Origin of the sequence: Marinihelvus fidelis, assembly GCF_008725655.1 — a bacterium.
GTDB classification, from domain to species: domain Bacteria; phylum Pseudomonadota; class Gammaproteobacteria; order Xanthomonadales; family SZUA-36; genus Marinihelvus; species Marinihelvus fidelis.
The window spans coordinates 299,554-317,905 of sequence record NZ_VYXP01000005.1 but is presented as its reverse complement, the minus strand read 5'-3'; the positions used below and the strand labels follow the sequence as shown (position 1 = coordinate 317,905).

Genomic DNA, 18,352 nt, shown 5'->3' with positions numbered 1-18,352 from the left:
GCCCGCCGCCGGCCCGCCTGAACCCGTGAACACCCTCCTGCGCAGGTTCGCCGACGAATGGCCGGCGTGGCTGGCGATCCTGTTCGTCGTCTGCCTGCCCATCCGGCGGTTTTCGGAAGTGCCGATCATCGCCTTCGCCTTTATGCTGCCCTGGCTCTGGCGTTCCGCCCGTTACCGCGAACGGACCCGGGCCATCGCCCGCGTGATCGTGCCCGTGTTCGCCTGCTTCTGGCTGCCGATGCTGCTGTCCAGCTTCGACTCGGTCACCGCGGCCAAGAGCTGGGCCCAGAGCCTGGGCGCGTTGCGCTTCCTGGCCGCGGCCATCAGCATCGCGGTGCTGCTGCATCCACCGCATATTCGCTGGACCTTCCTGAAGTGGACGGCGCTGATCCTGCTGTTCTGGGCGTTCGATGGCTTCGTGCAATTGTTCCTGGGCTACGACGTGTTCGGCATCCCGATGCACGAGGACCGCCTGAACGCGCTGTTCTTCCGCAAATTCCAGTTCTACGGCCCGGTGCTGGCCATGCTGTCGCCGCTGGCGCTGGAGTACGTACGCCGACGCTGGCCGGCCTGGACCTGGCCGCTGGCCTATGGGCTGATCCTGGGCGCCGTGCTGATCGCCGGAATGCGCGCCGGCTGGGTCATGATGTTCGCGCTGACGATGGTCTACGCCCTGGTGCTGCTGCGCTCCAATCGGCCCGGCAAGTGGCGGCTGCTGGCGGCCATGCCGGCCCTGGGCGCCGCCGCCGTGCTCACGGCGTGGTTCGCCTCGCCGATCTTCCAGGCCCGCATCGCCGACAGCCTGCTGGCTGCCGAGCAGACCGACACCGCCATCGCCGTGGCCACGTCAAACCGCGCGCCGATTTTCCGCCACGCACTGGAAATGTACCGCGACCACCCGGTCAACGGCGTGGGCGTGCGCGGCTACCCCGTGGCCTATTTCGACTATGCGGAGGCCGATGACCCGAACATCAACCCGGAAGGCGAGAATATTGGCGCCAGGCACCCGCACAACTTTGTGCTGGAATACATGGCGGATGCCGGCACGATAGGACTGCTGGGGTTACTGGGCCTGTACGTTCTGGGTGTCGTGTTCTGGCGCGCGCTGCCGGCCGGGCAACGACGCGAGGCCCTGCCGTTCGCACTGGCGCTGTTTTTGATCTACTTCCCGCTGAACTCGCATTTCGCCGCCTTCGGTACCTATATCTCGACCTTGACCTGGTTCGTGGCGGGACTGTTTTTCGCCGTGGTTGATCCGCGGACGGGCCGGAGCGCGGTCGCTCAGGACTCGCGCGCGTCGTCGCCGTAGATGTCGGGCTGGCCCCCGGGCCGTGTCTTGAAGCGGCGATGAATCCACCAGTATTGCTCCGGCGCCTTGCGCACCTGCGCTTCCAGCACCGCGTTGACGCGGGCCAGGTCGGCCACCGGATCGTCGCTGGGAAAATCCTCGAACACCGGTGACACGTCGATTTCGTAGATGCCTTCGTCCGGCAGGTAGCGTGGCAACATCGCCAGCACCCGGCAGCCGGTCAGGCGCGGCAAACGGTGGGTAGCCAGCAGGGTCGCGGCTTCGACACCGAAGAAGGGCGCAAAAACACTCTGCTGCGGCCCAAAATCCTGGTCGGCGGCATACCAGGCAAAACCGCCAGCCCGCAGCACCCGTACCAGTGAGCGGATATCGCGTTTGCTGATCATGCTGCTGGCATACCAGGCCCGGCCGCGGTTCTGGTACCACTCGATGACCTCGTTGTTCAGGGGCCTGTAGACGCCGTGGCCAGGGAACAGCTCACCCAGCGCGCGGGCGCCGACTTCCAGGCAGGTCACGTGCGCGGTGACCACGAGCACACCGCGGTCCTCGGCCAGGGCAGCCTGGACATGTTGTTTCGCGGGCTCACTGATTCGACAGATTGACGCCATGTCCTGCGCCGGGCCCGCCCAGCACCAGGCCATCTCCGGCAGCATGCGGGCCAGCGAGCCGAAGCAGGCCTTCACCATACGCTCGCGCTCATCGGCATTCAGTTCAGGCAGGCACAGGGCGATGTTGCGCTCGGCGATTCGGCGGCGCGACGACATGAGCCGGTACAGCAGCGGGCCCAGCGGCGCGACCAGCGCGCGGCCAACCGGCCGGGGCAGGTGCCCCAGGAACCAGTAGATGCCGACAACCAGCCAGCCACCCCAGTTGCGCGGGGAGAATCCGGGGCGAGGTGGTGCGGGGGCGCGCGGGAGATCGTCCATGGCCCATTGTCCCGAACCCCGGCCCGCCTTCCAAGCCCCACGCGTCGCCCTGATATACTGCGATGGCCCGTTCGAGGAGCCTTCGATGCGATTCCTGTATTCGCTTGCCATGATCCTGGCGACGCCGGTCCTGCTGGCGTACTTCGGCGTGCGCGGGTTCCGTGATCACCGTTACTGGCAGCGCTGGAACGAGCGCCTGGGAGCCATCACCGTCGACGTACCTGGCGGCGGCATCATCGTCCACGCCGCCTCGCTGGGCGAAGTGAACGCCGCCAGCCCACTGGTGTCCGCGCTGCTGCAGCGTTATCCGGACATCCCGCTGACCATCACCACGATCACGCCAACCGGCTCGGCCCGCGTCCGCGAACTGTTTGGCGACAAGGTTGCGCACCAGTACCTGCCCATCGACCTGCCCGCTCTGGGCGGCCGGCTGCTGGCGCGACTGCAGCCACGCCTGTTCCTGGTGCTGGAAACCGAGATCTGGCCGAACCTGTACCGGGTCGCGGACAGCAGGACCGTACCGCTGGCGTTGGTCAACGCCCGGATGACGGCGTCGTCGCAGCGCGGCTACCGGCGCCTGCGCGGGTTGATTGCACCGGCCCTGCGCAGCGCCGACGCGGTACTTGCGCAATCTGAAGCCGACGCGGAGCGCTTCGTCGACTGCGGCGCCATCGCAGAGCGGGTCACCGTCACCGGCAACCTGAAGTTCGACATCGAGGTGTCCGCCAGCCTGGCGGAGACAGGCGATATGCTGAAGAGCGCCTGGGGCGTCGGCCGTCCCGTGCTGGTGGCCGGCAGCACCCACGAGAGTGACGAGGCCGAACTGGTCGAGGCCTTCCAGCGGCTGCTCAAATCACGGGCCGATGCCCTGTTGGTGGTCGCACCGCGCCACCCGGAGCGGTTCGGCCGGGTGGCCGAGGCCCTGCGCGAGTATGGCCTGCGAGTGTGCCTGCGCAGCGACGGCCGCGTACCCCCGGCCGACTGCCAGTGCCTGGTGGTCGATACCATGGGTGAACTGGGAAATTACTACGCCGCCGCCGACATCACCTTCGTCGGAGGCACCATCGAACCCGTCGGTGGCCACAACCTGCTGGAGCCCGCCGCCCTGGGCAAACCGCTGCTGATCGGCCCGCATACCGACAACGTCAAGGAAATCGCCAGCCAGCTGCTCGCCGCCGGCGCCGCGGAACGCGTGGCAGGCCGCAACGACATCGCCGATGCCGCCATCCGCCTGTTCGCCGACGCCGCCGCCCGCGACCGCATGGGCCAGGCCGCACTGCGCCTGGTCGAAAACGGCCGCGGCGCCCTCACCAAAACCATGAACGCCATCGACGGCTGGGTGACGCGTGACGCGTGACGCGTGACGCGTGACGCGTGACGCGAATGAGCGTCACGGACCGGGGTGGTTACGTCAACCCCGGACCTTCGGCGGCAAGGATGCCGCCGATGAGCGATACAGGGATGTACTTGAGCGAGTCCGGGGTTGACGTAACCACCCCGGTCCCGCTTTGACGCCTCAGTCGAGGATCGTGTTAACCGCCGCCAGGTCCTCGCGAGAGAGCATGCCCCCCGCCGCCTTCAGCTGCAGGTGACTGAGGATGTAGTCATGGCGCGCCAGCGAGTTGTCACCCTGGGCGCCGTAGTAGCGCTGCTGCGCGAGCAGCACATCGACGATGGTACGCGTACCCACTTCGAAACCGGCCTGGGTGGCTTCCAGCGCGCTCTGCGCCGACACCAGCGCCTGGTTGAACGCCTGCACCTGCTCGATGCCGGCGATCACGGCGCGATACGCGTTACGCGTGTCACGCAGCACCGCGCGCTGCTGCTGGTCCAGGTCTTCCTGGGTGGCGTTCAGTTCGTAACGTGCCTGGCGGGTCCGCGAGCTGACCGCGCCGCCCTGGTAGATGGGCACCGTCAGGCGCAGGCCATAGGTGAAATCGGTGTTTTCCAGGTCAACGTTGCCGATCGGGTTCTGGAAATCATCAAACAGCACGTAGTTGTTGTTGGTGAAGTTGCTGTAGCCGGCTTCCAGGCCCAGGGTCGGGAAGTGCCCTGACCGCTGCAGGCGGGCATTGGCATCGGCGATTTCAACACCGTACTGCGAGGCGATGATCGACGGATTGGACTGCAGTGCGATCTGCGCCCATTCCTCGGAGCTGTTCGGGTCCGGATTCACCAGCGGCAGTTCTTCCTGCAGCGGGTCGACTTCCTCGAAGTACTGCCCGGTGAGCTCTCGCAGGCCTTCACGCGCGTCCGCCAGGCGGTTGCGGGCGACGATGGCGCGGGCGCGGGCGTTATCGTAGCTGGCACGGGATTCATGCACATCGGTAATGGCCGTCAGGCCCACTTCGAAGCGCTGTTCGGCCTGCTCGAACTGGCGCTGCAGCGCGCGTTCCTCGGCCTCGGCAAAGACCACCTGGTCGCTGGCCGTGAGCACGCTGAAGTAGGATTGCGAGACCCGCACCAGGAAGTTCTGGTAGGCCTGCTGGTAAATGGCCTCGGACTGGCTCACCTGGCCGCGCGCCAGGTCCAGGCGCTCGTAGTTGGACTGGTCGTACAGTACCTGCTGCAGGCTCAGTCCCCAGCTCTCGTTGTCGACGTCGGTGTCGGACACGCGATCGCCGGCGATGGAGGTTTCGCTGTCACCGCGGGTCATTCCGGCGGAACCGCCCAGGTTGGGCAGCAGGTTGGCCCAGGCCTGGCGCTCGTTCTCTCCGGTCGCATCGCGGCGGTAGCTGGCGGCCTGCAGGATGGGATCGTTTTCCATGGCCAGGTCATGCACGCCGATCAGGTCAACCGCGTGCGCCGGGGCGGCGAGGGTGAAACCCGCGGCCACGATGGCGCAGGTGAGTAGGGATTTCGGCATGTCTGACTCCAGGTGCTTCAGAATTCGAATTCGGGCTTGGTTTCTGCGCCGACCAGCGGCGGTAAATCGGTTTCGAAAAGGCTTTCCTCGGCCCATTCAGTCGCGCCCAGCCGGCGCAACACGCGCGCCTCCATGGCGGGCGACTCACCGGAGATGACGAACATCCGGCCGCCGGGGTTGACCCAGCCGCGGAAGTGCTCCGGCACTTCGGGAACGGAACCGGTGACCACGACCACGTCGTGGGCCTGCTCGGGTTGCCAGCCTTGGAGTGCATCACCGGTGAACAGTTCCACGTTGTCGATACCGTTTTCCGCCAACCGGCGGCCGGCACCCTGGGTGAACTCCTCGATGATGTCGACGCTGACCACGGACTTGGCCAGGCGGGCCAGGCAGGCGGTGACGAAACCGCTGCCGGTACCGATTTCCAGCACCGTGTCGTCGGCGCCGATCTCGGCGGCCTGCAACAGGCGGCCTTCGACGATGGGCTTCATCATGACCTGGTCGTGCCCCAGCGGGATGTTCAGGTCGGCAAACGCCAGTTTGCGGTAGCGGACGGGGACGAAATCCTCGCGACGGATATCGCCCAGCAGGCCCAACACTTCGGCGTCGAGCACTTCCCAGGTCCGTACCTGTTGCTCCACCATGTTATGGCGGGCCTGTTCAAAATTCATGGTCATGATTCACCATCACTCCTGTGGCCAACCCCGTCTGGCCGGGGCAACCGTTTAGGTTACGACCTCCACCGGGGCTCGGCAAGGACGAGAATGAAGCCCTGCCCACCCTGGCTGAAGTGCCATAGGTCACGCGTTAGCTATTGGACGCCCGGTGGGCGGGAAAAGTTACCGGAATCGCCTATTTTCCCCTTCCGGGGCTGTGTTTTGCAATCAAACGGCGATAATACCGGTCATGAGAAGGGTGGCCCGTAAACGCGCGGACTTCGATCGGCTGGCTCGTCAGCATGGCGCCGACCTGTACCGTTTCGCGGTCTGGTTGTGCCGCGACGAGACGCTGGCCCGTGACCTGGTGCAGGAAACCTTCCTGCGCGCATGGCGAGCCGTGGACAGCCTGAAGGATGAAGCGGCGGCAAAGTCATGGCTGATCACGATCCTGCGGCGCGAGTACGCCCGGACGTTTGAGCGCAAGGTACCGCCGCTGGTGAGTATCGATGCGCTGGTGATAGAGGACCGGGACGCCGCCACGCCGCAGGAGCGCGTGGAGCGACAGCAACTGCGCCAGCGGATACTCGCGCTGCCGGCAAACTACCGCGAACCGTTGGTGATGCAGGTCGTCATCGGCATGAGTTGCGAGGAGATCGCGACCGAGCTGGAGATCAGCCGCAGCGCGGTAATGACCCGCCTGTTCCGGGCCCGCGGATTGCTGGCCGACCGGCTGGAAGAAGATGGTGAAGGCAATGGATCAATTTGAGCAACGGCTGGAAGCCGCACTGAAGCTGCCGGTGGATGACACCCTGGTGGACAGCCTGCTGCCGCCCGCCGACACGGCCGGCCAGGCGCCGCCGGCCCGGCGTGGCTGGGCCATCGCCGCCAGCGTGCTGGTCATGCTGTCTGTCGGGGTCATCGCCTGGCAGGCCAGCCGGCCCGCGCCGTCGCTGGAGGAGTACATCCTGGCCCACTACCGTCATGACGGCGCCACCGTGCTCGCCCGTGCCGGCGACGCTGGCGTCGACCCGCGGGCACTGGCGGACGTCCTCGGCCGGTTCAACCTGGAGGCCTCGGCGGAGCTGGCCAGTCGGGTGACCCTGGTGAAGTTCTGCCCCACGCCGAAGGGCCGCGGCGCGCACATGGTCGTGCAGACCGACACCGGGCCGGTCACCGTTATCGTGATCCCGGAAATGGTCGTCGAGGCACCACGGCAACTCGCCTTTGATGAAGTTACGGCCGACATCGTCGCGCTGCGCTCGGGCACGGCCGCCATTATCGGCCCGGACGCCGGCATGGACGTGGTCGTCGGCGCATGGTTGCGTGACGGCCTGGTGCCCTCCGGCACGGGTGCGTGAGCCACCGAATCTGATAAGGTTGGCGCGCTGATCGCTCAACCGCGGAGCCCCCTCAATGCACATGCCCAGTCGCCGGACCCAGCTCACCACGCTGGTCATTATCGGGATTGCCATCCTCGTCACCCTGTTCGGCATGTGGTGGTACAACGAAGAGCCACCCGCGTTCGACCCGCTCGACACCGCCCGCCGCCACGCCGAGACACACGGCCACCAGCCGGTCACCGGTTTTGCGACGACCGCCACCCTGGTCGAAGTGGTCAACGTCATGCTGACCAAGCGTGGCGGCTGGATGTCGAACGACATCATGCCGCCGTGGGTGTTCCTGGATAACATGCCCAACTGGGAGTTCGGCGCCCTGACCCAGGTGCGTGACCTGGCGCGGGTGATGCGCAACGACCTGAGCCGCTCGCAGACCCAGTCCACCGAGGACCCGGACCTGGCCGAAGCCGACCCGATGCTGCATTACGACCACGCGCGCTGGTTCCCACCGGCGACCGAGGGCCGCTACCGCAAGGCCAATGCCTACCTGGAGGCGTACCTGGAGCGCCTGGCCGACCCGTCCCAGCCCGACGCACAGTTCTATGCCCGCGCCGACAACCTGGCCGACTGGCTGGCCATTGTCGAAAAACGCCTGGGCTCGCTGTCTCAGCGCCTGTCGGCCAGCACCGGCCAGCACCGCCTGAACACCGACCTGGCCGGCGACACCGGCGCGCGCCAGTCCACCGGCGCGCCGGAAGAGGTGACCGTGAAGACGCCCTGGCTCGAGATTGACGATGTCTTCTATGAGACACGCGGCTCGACCTGGGCGCTGATTCATTTCCTCAAAGCCATGGAGCACGACTTCGAAGACGTGCTGCGCAAGAAAAACGCGCTGGTCAGCTTCCGCCAGATCATCCGCGAGCTGGAAGCCACCCAGGCGCCGCTGCGCTCGCCGATGGTGCTGAACGGCAGCAAGTTCGGCGCGCTGGCCAATCACTCACTGGTGATGGCGAATTACGTGGCCCGCGCGAACGCGGCAATTATCGACCTGCGTTTCCTGCTCAGTGACGGGTGACGCGTGACGCGTGACGCGTGACGCGTGACGGGAGGAGCTTATGACGGTTCGGCTAAGTGTGTTGCTGGTATTGGTGGTGCTGGGCTTTCCGGGAGCGGGGGCCGCGGAGAGTTGGTGGCTGGCGCCGGTTAATGTTGTCGACCCGCGTAGCGGTGAAGTCGTCACCGGGCAGGCGGTGCGGGTGACCGGCGAGCGGATTGCCGCGATCGTGCCGGCGGGTGAGTTTGATGCCGGCGGTGCCCGGGTCGTCGACGGGCAGGGGGGCTGGTTGATTCCCGGCCTGGCCGAGATGCACGCGCATGTGCCACCGCGCGAGCGCGGCGACGACCATGTCAACGACGTACTGTCCCTGTTCCTGGCCAACGGCGTGACCACCATCCGCGGCATGCTCGGCCAGCCCTGGCACCTGGAGCTGCGCGAGCAGTTGGCCAGCGGCGAGCGCCTGGGCCCCACCCTCGTCACCAGCGGGCCGTCGTTCAACGGCAACAGCGTCAGCTCACCCGAACAGGGCGCGGCGATGGTGCGCGAGCAGGCCGCAGCCGGCTACGACCTGCTGAAGATCCACCCCGGGCTCAGCCGCGAAGAGTTCCTGGCCATCATGGCGGCCGCCGACGAGGTCGACATCCCCGTGGCCGGCCACGTGTCCTACGCCACCGGCCTGGACGCGGCGCTCGACGCCGGCATGGACAGCATCGACCACCTGGACGCCTACGCCGAGGCCATGGTGCCCGAGGGCTCTCCACTGGCCGGCGTGGCCCCGGAATGGTTCGGCCTGAACCTGGGCGCGGCGATGGACCCGTCCCTGGCCGATGAACTGGCCGAACGCACGGCGCGCGCGGGTGTCGCCGTGGTGCCCACGCAGAGCCTGTTCGAAACGACTACCGGCACCGAACCGCCGGATGCACTGACGGCCCGCACGGGCATGGACATGCTCAGCCCGGAACTGCTGGCGCGCTGGACCGGCTCGGTCACCGATATCCGCGGCCGCGCCGACCAGGCCGACCGCGAAGCCTTCCTGGCCGCACGCCGGGCTTTGCTGGCGGCCATGGAGCGGGCCGGGGTGGTGATCCTGCTGGGCTCGGATGCGCCGCAAATCATGAACGTGCCGGGCTATTCGGTGGCCCAGGAACTGGTTTACATGGTCGACGCCGGCATCAGCCCGCGTGCCGCACTGTTCTCCGGCACCGGCGCCGTGGCCGACCACCTGGGCCAGCCGGACAGCGGCGATGTCGCCGTCGGAGAGCGCGCCGACCTGGTCCTGCTGGGCGGCAACCCGCTGGACGACGTCGGCCAGGTCGCCAACGTCCTGGGTGTGGCCCGCGCAGGACAGTGGCTTGATCGCGAACGGCTGGACCAGATGCTGGCCGTCGTCCGCGCGCGCGGACTCTAGGTCCCGTCGACATGCAGGGAATGACCCAATGAAGCGAATCTGCGTCTACTGCGGCTCCAGCCCGGGCCGCGACCCGGCTTACATCGACGCCGCCCGCCAGCTGGGCGAGACCCTGGTGGAACGCGGCATCGGCCTGGTCTACGGCGGCGCCAGCGTGGGCGTCATGGGCGCCATCGCTGACACGGTACTGGCCGCCGGCGGCGAGGCCATTGGCATCATCCCGCGCGCACTGTTTATCAAGGAAGTGGCCCACCCGGCGCTCACCGAGCAGCACGTGGTCGAGTCCATGCACGAGCGCAAGGCGATGATGGCGGACGTCTCCGACGGTTTCGTGGCGCTGCCCGGCGGCTGGGGCACCATCGAGGAAATCTTCGAAATCCTGACCTGGGCCCAGCTGGGCTTCCACGACAAGCCCTGCGGCCTGCTCAACGTCGCCGGCTACTACGACGGCCTGTTCCGCTTCCTCGATCACGCCATCGACGAAGAATTCGTCCGCCCGGTCTACCGCGACATCCTCACCCTGGAAGAAGACCCCGTCCGCCTATTGGACCGCTTCGCCACCTACCGCGCCCCGCAAATCCGCAAATGGATCACCCAGGACGAGACGTAGTGACGCGTGACGCGTGACGCGTGACGCGTGACGCGTGACGCGTGACGCGTGACGCGAAGAGCGTTCCGGAGTGGGGGGCTTTTGCCAAGCCCCGGACCATCGGCGGCAGGGATGCCGCCGATGAGCGTACAGGGATGTATTCACAGCGTGTCCGGGGATTGGTAAAAGCCTCCCGCTCGCCCGGAGCGGCTACTCCGCGTGCAGCGCCTTGATGGGATCCAGGTCCGCCGCCTGCTTCGCCGGATACCACCCGAATACGATGCCCGTGACCAGGCAGATGGTCACCGAGAGCACGATGGCGAACGGCGACCAGGCCGCCGGCCAGCCGGCAAACTGCTGGATGGCGAAGGCCAGCACCAGCCCGAAGAAGATCCCGATGACGGCGCCGATCGCCGCCACGGTGGCGGACTCCATCAGGAACTGCTGCTGGATATCGACCTTGCGGGCGCCGATGGCGCGTAGCAGGCCGATTTCCCGGGTCCGCTCCAGCACCGTGGCGAGCATGATGTTCATGATGCCGATGCCGCCCACCAGCAGCGAAATCCCGGCGATCGCCGACATGACGATGGTGAAGATCTGCTGGGTCTGCTGCTGCTGTTTCAGTAGCGCGGCGGGCACCACCAGCTCGTAGTCGTTCTGGCCACTGTGGCGCCGCGCGAGCAGGTGGTTGACCGTCTGCGCGGTGCGTTGCGGGCTGGCGCCTTCGGCCAGGCGCAGGCGGATCGAGTCGAGCTCGCTTTCCAGCGGCTCGAACTTCAGGCGTTTGTAGGCGGTTTCCAGCGGCAGGAATACTCGGTTGCGGTCACCGCCCAGGCGAACGCCCTGGAACTCGTCTTTGCTCAGGTCACGGTCGGCGAGCACGCCGATGACTTCCAGCCACAGGTGGTTGACCTTGATTCGCTTGCCCAGCGGCTCACCGGATGGAAACAGGTCGCGGGCGGCCTGCGCCCCCAGCACGGCCACCGGTCGGAACAGGCGGTTGTCTTCTTCATCGAAGGCGCGGCCCGAGGCGATATCCAGGCTGGCCAGGTCAAAGTACGACGGCGTGGCCGCCAGCACCTGGGCCTCGCTGGGGGCCTCGAAGCTGAACAGCGCCCAGGTCTTGATGCGCTTTTCCTCGCTGACATCCTCGACGCTGGGCAGGGTCTGCTGCATGGCGCGCACATCGCTGCGCGACAGCCCCACGCTCTTCTCGCGCACCTCCAGCAGGGTGTCGTAGTCCAGGTCGCGATTCTGCACCAGCAGGTTGCGCAGGCCCATGGACTCAATCAGGCGCATGGCTTCCTGCTGCGCGCCTTCGCCGATGCTCAACATGGCGATGACGGCGCCGACGCCGAAGACCATGCCCAGCAGGGTCAGCGAGGTGCGCAGCTTGTGCTGGCGCAGCTGCGCCAGCGCGTGACGGAATGATTCCAGGCTCAGGCCTTCTGCCCACTTCATGCGTCCACCTCGCCGGGCAGGAACAGCGCGATCTCGTCACCGGGTGCCAGGCCCTCGACCACCTGTGAGCGGTTCGGGCCACGCAGGCCCAGCCGGACGTCACGGCGCACCAGCTTGCCGCCCTCGCGCACCATCACCCAGTCGTTGCCATCTTCGCGGTAAAGCGCCTGGTTGGGCACCGCGATGGCGGACTCGACGCGGTCGATCTGGACGACGGCGGAAACAATCGCGCCGGGCTTGATCCATTCCGGGTCGGACTGGTCCAGCGTCACGGCGACGGTGAAGTACTTGACCGGGTTATCCCGCTCGATGGGCGCCGCAGTCGCACTGATCGACTTCACCCGGCCGGTCAGTGGCCGGTCCGGGTAGGCATCGATGACGATTTCGGCGACCTGGCCCGGGGCCAGGCTGACGGCCTCGGCCTCCAGCACGTGCAGTTCAGCTTCCATCATGCCCAGGTTGGGAATGCTGGCGAACTTGTTGCCGGCGAACACGGTGCTGCCAATGTCGACCGTCTGGCCAAACCAGGACTGCTCGAGCACGAAGTAGCCAGCGTGCGGGGCGCGGACCTCGTTGTTGTCCAGCAACGACTGCTGCTCATCAAACTTCGATTCCTGCGTGGCGCGCTGTGCCGCCAGCACGGCCACCTCGGCGCCCTGGCGGTCACTGTAATTCTCCCGCTTGCCTTCCAGGTGGCCGCTCTTGTAGTCCAGCAGCACCTTGTCACGCATGGCGTCGATGATTTCGAAGCGCGAATAGGCGAGTTCATTGTCGACCACGAACTGGTCGGCCATGATTTTCTCGATATCGACCAGTTCCAGGTCGTTGCCCAGTTCCGACAGCTGGCGATCGAGTTCGCGCTGCTTGCCAACCACCTGCAGGTCGACCTTGTTGATCTCGAGCCCCGCCGTGCTGGCCTGGCGCTCGGCGTCGGTGACATCGAAACTCGCTACCACGTCGCCCTCGTTGACCCAGCTGAAATTCGGCGCGAGCCAGCGGATGGTGCGCGGCGCACGGCTGCCGGGCGGTGGCGTGATGGGGGTCGACTCGGCCGCCTTCAACTCACCCTTGGTGATCAGCGAAATGGCGAACTCGCTGCTGTCCACGCGGAAGGTTTCGACGTCGTCGCCGGTGCCGCCGCAGCCGGCGAGCGCCACGGCCAGGACCCAGGCCGGTATTCGTTTCATCATGTGCCGCTGGCTCCGCTGGCCGGGCCGGTCACGATCTCGGCGTTGATATTCATGCCCGGCCGCATCAGGTCGGGGTCGGGGTCTTCCAGTTTCACCAGCGCGTCGAACACCTTGTCAGGCTGGTTGCTGGAGCGCGTGTGAATCACCGAGGCCAGCTCGACGATCTCGCCCAGGAACACCCGGTCGGGTGCCGCGTCCATGGTGAAGCGGACCTGTTGGCCCTGGCGGATGCGGGCCGACTCGCGTTCGGGAATCTCGATATGCGCCTCGAGCTGCTCCAGGTCGGGGAACTCGAGCACGCGCCGGCCGCCCCAGACGTTATCGCCGACGGCCATCTTGTTGTTGCGGCGATCGCGCACGTGGATCACCACGCCCGCGGCCGGCGAACTGATGGTCATGCGGCCGATGGAGGCCTGCAGCCGCTCGACCTCGGAGCGCCGGACGGCCACTTCGCGCTCCAGGATCCGCACCTCGGTGTCCTGGATGATGCGCTCCTTGTCCAGTTCTTCCCGGCGCAACGCCAGGTTGAGCTCGGCGTTCTTCAGCATCAGCTGGTTTTCCTGGTAGTCGCGCGCGGCCAGCAGGTTGGCCGGGATGTCGGCTTTCAGGCGGGCCTTGTCCAGGTTGGCCTTGGCCTCTTCCACGGCCAGGCTTAGCTCCGCCAGGGTCTCGCGGGCGACGATGCCGGCCTTGTCGAGCTCCTTGCGTTTCTCGTTGAGCGCGTTGTTCTTGTCCCGCAGCTTGATCATCAGCTCCTGGGTGTCGAAGCGCAGGATGGGCTGGTCGGCGCCAACCGGTTCGCCGTCGGGTGCCATGTAGGCGATGGTGTAGTTCCAGATATCGTCGATCGACGGCGGGCCGTAGAAATGCGAGTTGCCGGACTGCAGTTCGCCGGTCACGCGAACCACGTTGCGGTCTTCGCTGTCCGTTTCGGCCACGGTTTCCGCGCCACCGCCGCAGCCCGCCAGGCCCACGACCAGGGTCGCCGCCAACACGGATGCCCAGAATGTCGTCTCATCACGTCGCATCAAAGCACCTCCACCAGCGCGCTCATACCCGGCAACAGGTCGTCCACACCCTTGTCGTCGAACACCACTTCCGCCTCGAAATAATCCGCCCAGCCCCACTCCTGGCGATTGGAGCTGCTCTCGGACACGGATTCGATACGACCCTGGAACGCCCTGTCAGGCAACGCGTCCAGGCGGATGGTCACGGTGTCGCCGGCGGCAACGCGGGGCCGGTCGACGCCGTTGATCCACACCTTGACCGCCAGGTCGGCCGTATCGGCCACCTGGGCCACGTGGAAACTGGTCTGCACCTGGTCGCCTTCCTGGAACTTGGTCCGCGTCCACGGATGAATCCCGTAAATCACGTAACCGGACTGGTTGGCGCGGACCTGGAAACTCTCCAGCATCTGGGTCCACCACTCGGCCTGCACCAGCAGCTTGCGCTCGTCCAGTTCGGCCTGTTTGACCCGGTCATCCAGGCTCTTGCGCGCGTCGGCGAAGGCCTGGCGGGCGTTTTCAAGGGCTTTCGTGGCTTCCTCGAAGGCCAGCTGGTTCTCGGCGTACTCGATGGCGCCCAGCACGCCCTCGGGGATTTCGGCCTTCAGGGTGGCCAGGTCCAGCGTGACCTGCGCCTGCTCAAACTGGAACCGCGCCTGGGCCAGGGACTTCTCCAGCTGGGCGATTTCGCGTTCCGTCATGGCCTGCTCGGTGCGCGCGGTCTCTTCCTGGGTCTCCAGCTGGCGGGCCGCCTCGGTGCCGTCGAACTCGACCACGATATCGCCGGCTTGCACCTGGCTGCCCTCGGGCGCCATGGTGCTGATGCTGGCGCGCCAGTTGGTGGTCATGGGCACGATCACGGCCTGGGCCTGGCGGGAATAAACCTCGCCGGTGAGCATGGGCGGTGGCGCTTCGCCGGCAAAGGCGGCGGGCATGGCCAGGCTGGCCACCAATCCAAGGATGGCAGCTCTACGCATGGCCAGCCTCGCGCATTCCGGTCGCGCCGTTGCCGGTTTCACTGATGATATTGCCGTCCATCATCATCACCTGGCGCTGGGCGAAGTCGGCGATTTCAGGTTCGTGGGTCACCATGACAATGGTCTGGCCGTCGCGGTTGAGCTCCTGCAGCAGGTCCATGATGGCGTCCGAAGTGCGGCTGTCCAGGTTACCGGTGGGCTCATCCGCCAACAGCAGCCGCGGCTGGTTGATCAGGGCCCGGGCGATGGCGACGCGCTGGCGCTGGCCGCCGGACAGCTCATTGGGCTTGTGATCCAGGCGGCTGCCCAGGTCGACGCGGTCGAGCAGGGCGCGGGCGCGTTCGTCATCCTGCGGCCGGGCGCCGTCCTGGTGATAGCGACGCGGAAGCAGCACATTTTCCAGCGTGGTCAGGCGCGGCAACAGGTGAAAACTCTGGAAGATGAAGCCAATGTACTCGTTGCGGAAGGCTGACAGCTCGTCGTCATTCATCTCGCTGACGGCCTTGTCATCCAGGCGATAGATGCCGTCGTCGGGGCGGTCCATGCAGCCCAGCATGTTCAGCAGCGTGGATTTACCGGAACCCGAGCGGCCCATGATGGACACGAACTCGCCCTCGCCGATATCCAGGTCGACGCCATCCAGCGCATTAATGGTCTGGCCGCCGACATGGTAGACGCGGCGCAACTGTTTCAATTCAATCATTCTTTGTCGTCTGTTCTGCGCGGCCCGGTTGCCTCCGGCCCACAGCCGCGCGTTCTCCCTGTTCCCTTTTTGCCCGCATCACCGCGCGGACCGGCGCCGGGTGACCCTCGACCGTCAGTGACGGGTCGTCCGGGTCCAGGCACTCCGGAAGCGATTCGAACCGCATCCAGTCCGTGCTGCGCTGCTCCGCCACCGTGGTCCGGGCCAGGTCGACGCACTCGACGTCAATGAACCCGGCCTGTTCGAGTTGCCCGGCCAGGTTTCCCGGTGTCGGCACCCCCCAGACATTGCGCATGCGCGCGTATCGCCCCTCCGGCACCATCACCGCTTCACCGGGCTGGTCCAGCACCAGCGTCTCCAGCAGCAACGTGCCACCGGGGCGCAGGCAGGCCATCAACCGGGCCAGGTGATCGGCCGGGTCACGGCGATGGTACAGCACCCCCATGGAACAGACGGTATCGAATCCCGCCAGGTCGCAGGGCAACTGCGTATCTTTCAGAGGCAACACAAAGTTCGGAAGGTTCCCGGCAAAATGCGCCTGCGCCCGCCACTGCATGACGAACAGCGGTGTCGGGTCGATACCGACCACGCATTTCGCGCCCGCGCCCAGCATGCGCCAGCCGAAATAGCCGTTGCCGCAACCGACGTCGAGCACGGTATGGCCGTCGAGGTCCAGGTGCGGTGCCACGCGGTCCCACTTGAAGTCCGAACGCCACTCGGTATCGATCTCGACGCCACCCAGGCACAACGGGCCCTTGCGCCAGGGGTGCAGGCGCATCAGCGTGTCGCGCAGGGCTCCCGGGTCGTCGGCCGGTGCGCCCAGGCGTGGGGCACCATGGTCCAGTTCTGACCGGGTTACTACCGCGGGCAGTGCCGCCAGGGCCTGCTGCCAGCGGGGCAGGTCGCCGTGCCCCAGCGTCGCCAGTTCGTGCTCGGCCAGCGCTGACAGGCTCGCCGCGCCCGTGACCGTACTGCCCGCCAGCGCGGGCGCCAGTGCCGCGTAGACGTCGCTCACTTTTCTGCCAGGAAGCTGCAGAAGCCGAAGCACTGGAACCAGCGCGTCACGCGGCTGAAACCGGCGTCAAACAGGCGCGCCTCGTGCTCCGCACGGGTTTCGGGCAACAGCACCCGCTCCAGTGCGGCGCGCTTGCGGGCGATTTCCAGTTCCGAATAGCCGTTCAGTCGCTTGTAGTCGTGATGCCAGTCCGTCTGCCGGGCCTGCTCGGCGTCGTCTTCGAAGCGAAGCTTTTCCGACAGCACCAGCGCGCCACCGGGGTTCATGCCGGCGGCGATGCGAGCAAGCAGTCCACCACGCTCCTCGACCGGCACGAACTGCAACGTGAAGTTCAGCACCGCCATGGAGACGTTTTCGAACGCGGTCTCGCGGATATCCCCATGAACGACGTCGACGGGCACGGCCCGGTCATCGGCAGCGTCCTGGTCCAGCAGGGCCCTGAATCGTTCCACCATCGCCGCCGAGGTGTCGGTGGCGACGATGCGCACGTCGCGCCCGGCCAGGGCCTGGCGCATGACGAAGGTCACCGCACCCAGGGACGCACCCAGGTCGTGAATCACCGTACCCGGCTGGGCGAAGCGGCGGCTGAGCTGCCCGATCATCGGCACGATCAGCGAATAGCCGGGCACCGAGCGGTCGATCATGTCGGGGAAGACCTCGACCACGCGTTCATCGAACCGGAACGAGCCGCTGCCGGCCGGCTGGCGCTGGAACAGGGTGTCTTTTTCGCTCATGGGTTTCGTGACTTCTGGCGCTTCGTCCGGGGCCCGGGCTCTGATACTGTGGATATCGGAGAAATCACCTGTCTGCGAGGGTCCGGGCTGTTGTACGGGTCGGGCGCAAGTATCGCACAGGGTTGGCGCGGAAGCCCTTCCACGCCAGGGGTCAGACATAAGGAGGAGTCTATGAGCAGCAGTTTTATCTGGGCCGTGGTCATTGTTTTCCTGGTGTTCGTCATCATCCGCAAGGCGGTGGTCATCGTTCGCCAGGGCTACGAGTACACGCTGGAGCGTTTCGGCAAGTACAGCCGCACGCTGAATCCCGGGTTTTCGTTGATCGTGCCGTTCATCAACCGCATCGGCCACAAGGTCAACATGATGGAGCGCGTGCTGGACGTGCCCTCCCAGGAAGTGATTTCCAAGGACAACGCCATGATGACGGTCGATGGCGTGGTGTTCTTCCAGGTGCTCGATGCGGCCAAGGCGGCCTACGAGGTGTTCCGCCTGGAGCACGCCATCCTGAACCTGACGATGACCAATATCCGTACCGTGCTGGGTTCTCTGGACCTGGACGAAGCGCTGTCACGGCGTGATGACATCAACGCGCGCCTGCTGGCCGTGGTCGACGAGGCCACGACCCCCTGGGGCGTGAAGGTCACGCGTATCGAGATCAAGGACATCAGCCCGCCGATGGACCTGGTCGACGCCATGGCCCGGCAGATGAAGGCCGAGCGCGAGAAGCGCGCCACGGTGCTGGAGGCCGAGGGCCACCGCCAGTCCGAGATCCTGCGCGCCGAGGGCGAGAAGCAGGCCGCGATCCTGGACGCCGACGGCCGCAAGGAGGCCGCCTACCGCGACGCCGACGCCCGCGAACGCCTGGCCGAGGCCGAGGCCAACGCCACGAAGATGGTCTCCGAGGCCATTGCCAGCGGTGATATCCAGGCGATCAACTACTTCGTCGCACAGAAGTACGTCGAAGCGCTGAAAGACTTCGCAATCAGCCCGAACCAGAAGACGCTGCTGCTGCCGATGGAAACCACCGGCGTGCTGGGCTCACTGGCCGGCATCACCGAGGTCGCCAAGGCGGCGTTCAACGACAAGCCTTCGGGCGGCGCTCGCGGAGGGTCCTGAG

Annotated in this window: 18 protein-coding genes; 8 read left to right on the top strand and 10 right to left on the bottom strand. The window is 66.4% G+C overall.

Going from position 1 to position 18,352, the window contains the following annotated elements; translation table 11 throughout:
• Window positions 1-25: 25 nt before the first annotated feature.
• The gene (locus tag F3N42_RS09365) at window positions 26-1,309 is read left to right on the top strand and encodes an O-antigen ligase family protein (protein WP_150864166.1); all 1,284 of its coding nucleotides are present in this window, start codon (window positions 26-28) and stop codon (window positions 1,307-1,309) included.
• On the opposite strand, the gene F3N42_RS09360 is transcribed toward F3N42_RS09365, so the two are convergent.
• Window positions 1,282-2,235 carry an LpxL/LpxP family acyltransferase gene (locus F3N42_RS09360; RefSeq protein WP_191621331.1) on the bottom strand — a complete coding sequence of 318 codons (954 nt, stop codon included), beginning with the start codon at window positions 2,233-2,235 and terminating at the stop codon, window positions 1,282-1,284. The two genes, F3N42_RS09365 and F3N42_RS09360, sit on opposite strands and share 28 nt — an antisense overlap.
• A gap of 85 nt (window positions 2,236-2,320) precedes the next feature.
• On the opposite strand from F3N42_RS09360, the gene waaA reads away from it, so the two are divergent.
• Window positions 2,321-3,592 carry a lipid IV(A) 3-deoxy-D-manno-octulosonic acid transferase gene (waaA, locus tag F3N42_RS09355; protein ID WP_150864164.1) on the top strand — a complete coding sequence of 424 codons (1,272 nt, stop codon included), beginning with the start codon at window positions 2,321-2,323 and terminating at the stop codon, window positions 3,590-3,592.
• 159 nt (window positions 3,593-3,751) lie between these two features.
• On the opposite strand, the gene F3N42_RS09350 is transcribed toward waaA, so the two are convergent.
• Both F3N42_RS09350 and F3N42_RS09345 read right to left on the bottom strand, forming a co-directional pair.
• The gene (locus F3N42_RS09350; RefSeq protein ID WP_191621330.1) at window positions 3,752-5,101 is read right to left on the bottom strand and encodes a TolC family outer membrane protein; all 1,350 of its coding nucleotides are present in this window, start codon (window positions 5,099-5,101) and stop codon (window positions 3,752-3,754) included.
• Window positions 5,102-5,118: 17 nt separating this feature from the next.
• The gene (locus tag F3N42_RS09345) at window positions 5,119-5,778 is read right to left on the bottom strand and encodes a protein-L-isoaspartate O-methyltransferase family protein (RefSeq protein ID WP_150864162.1); all 660 of its coding nucleotides are present in this window, start codon (window positions 5,776-5,778) and stop codon (window positions 5,119-5,121) included.
• A 148-nt stretch (window positions 5,779-5,926) separates the two neighbouring features.
• On the opposite strand from F3N42_RS09345, the gene F3N42_RS09340 reads away from it, so the two are divergent.
• Genes F3N42_RS09340 through F3N42_RS09320 form a run of 5 tightly spaced genes read left to right on the top strand, consistent with a single transcriptional unit; the run spans window position 5,927 to window position 10,172 of the window.
• A complete protein-coding gene (locus F3N42_RS09340; RefSeq protein WP_318190950.1) occupies window positions 5,927-6,526 on the top strand; it encodes a sigma-70 family RNA polymerase sigma factor in 600 nt (199 codons plus the stop codon).
• Window positions 6,513-7,118 (top strand): DUF3379 family protein, encoded by a 606-nt coding sequence (locus F3N42_RS09335; protein ID WP_191621329.1) that lies wholly within the window; start codon window positions 6,513-6,515, stop codon window positions 7,116-7,118. Before F3N42_RS09340 ends, F3N42_RS09335 begins: the two co-directional genes overlap by 14 nt.
• A gap of 55 nt (window positions 7,119-7,173) precedes the next feature.
• Window positions 7,174-8,172 carry a DUF2333 family protein gene (locus tag F3N42_RS09330; RefSeq protein WP_150864159.1) on the top strand — a complete coding sequence of 333 codons (999 nt, stop codon included), beginning with the start codon at window positions 7,174-7,176 and terminating at the stop codon, window positions 8,170-8,172.
• A 40-nt stretch (window positions 8,173-8,212) separates the two neighbouring features.
• Window positions 8,213-9,562 (top strand): amidohydrolase family protein, encoded by a 1,350-nt coding sequence (locus F3N42_RS09325; RefSeq protein ID WP_150864158.1) that lies wholly within the window; start codon window positions 8,213-8,215, stop codon window positions 9,560-9,562.
• Between the two features lie 28 nt (window positions 9,563-9,590).
• On the top strand, window positions 9,591-10,172 hold the full coding sequence (locus F3N42_RS09320; protein WP_150864157.1) for an LOG family protein: 582 nt from the start codon (window positions 9,591-9,593) through the stop codon (window positions 10,170-10,172).
• A 189-nt stretch (window positions 10,173-10,361) separates the two neighbouring features.
• Here the strand turns inward: F3N42_RS09320 and F3N42_RS09315 are convergent, their stop codons facing one another.
• Genes F3N42_RS09315 through cmoA form a run of 7 tightly spaced genes read right to left on the bottom strand, consistent with a single transcriptional unit; the run spans window position 10,362 to window position 17,235 of the window.
• Window positions 10,362-11,612 carry an ABC transporter permease gene (locus F3N42_RS09315; protein WP_150864156.1) on the bottom strand — a complete coding sequence of 417 codons (1,251 nt, stop codon included), beginning with the start codon at window positions 11,610-11,612 and terminating at the stop codon, window positions 10,362-10,364.
• Window positions 11,609-12,802, bottom strand: a complete 1,194-nt coding sequence (locus F3N42_RS09310) for an efflux RND transporter periplasmic adaptor subunit (RefSeq protein ID WP_150864155.1) — start codon at window positions 12,800-12,802, stop codon at window positions 11,609-11,611. The genes F3N42_RS09315 and F3N42_RS09310 overlap by 4 nt, the downstream gene beginning before the upstream one ends.
• Window positions 12,799-13,830, bottom strand: a complete 1,032-nt coding sequence (locus tag F3N42_RS09305; RefSeq protein ID WP_150864154.1) for an HlyD family secretion protein — start codon at window positions 13,828-13,830, stop codon at window positions 12,799-12,801. The genes F3N42_RS09310 and F3N42_RS09305 overlap by 4 nt, the downstream gene beginning before the upstream one ends.
• Complete coding sequence (locus F3N42_RS09300) at window positions 13,830-14,783, bottom strand: HlyD family secretion protein (RefSeq protein WP_150864153.1); 954 nt, start codon at window positions 14,781-14,783, stop codon at window positions 13,830-13,832. The genes F3N42_RS09305 and F3N42_RS09300 overlap by 1 nt, the downstream gene beginning before the upstream one ends.
• Entirely contained in the window at window positions 14,776-15,486 is a 711-nt protein-coding gene (locus F3N42_RS09295; protein WP_150864152.1) for an ABC transporter ATP-binding protein, read from the bottom strand. The genes F3N42_RS09300 and F3N42_RS09295 overlap by 8 nt, the downstream gene beginning before the upstream one ends.
• Complete coding sequence (cmoB, locus tag F3N42_RS09290; RefSeq protein WP_150864151.1) at window positions 15,479-16,501, bottom strand: tRNA 5-methoxyuridine(34)/uridine 5-oxyacetic acid(34) synthase CmoB; 1,023 nt, start codon at window positions 16,499-16,501, stop codon at window positions 15,479-15,481. Before cmoB ends, F3N42_RS09295 begins: the two co-directional genes overlap by 8 nt.
• Complete coding sequence (cmoA, locus tag F3N42_RS09285) at window positions 16,498-17,235, bottom strand: carboxy-S-adenosyl-L-methionine synthase CmoA (RefSeq protein ID WP_150864150.1); 738 nt, start codon at window positions 17,233-17,235, stop codon at window positions 16,498-16,500. Before cmoA ends, cmoB begins: the two co-directional genes overlap by 4 nt.
• Window positions 17,236-17,406: 171 nt before the next feature.
• Between cmoA and F3N42_RS09280 the strand changes: the two genes are divergently transcribed.
• Window positions 17,407-18,351 (top strand): SPFH domain-containing protein, encoded by a 945-nt coding sequence (locus F3N42_RS09280; RefSeq protein WP_150864149.1) that lies wholly within the window; start codon window positions 17,407-17,409, stop codon window positions 18,349-18,351.
• Window position 18,352: the final 1 nt, after the last annotated feature.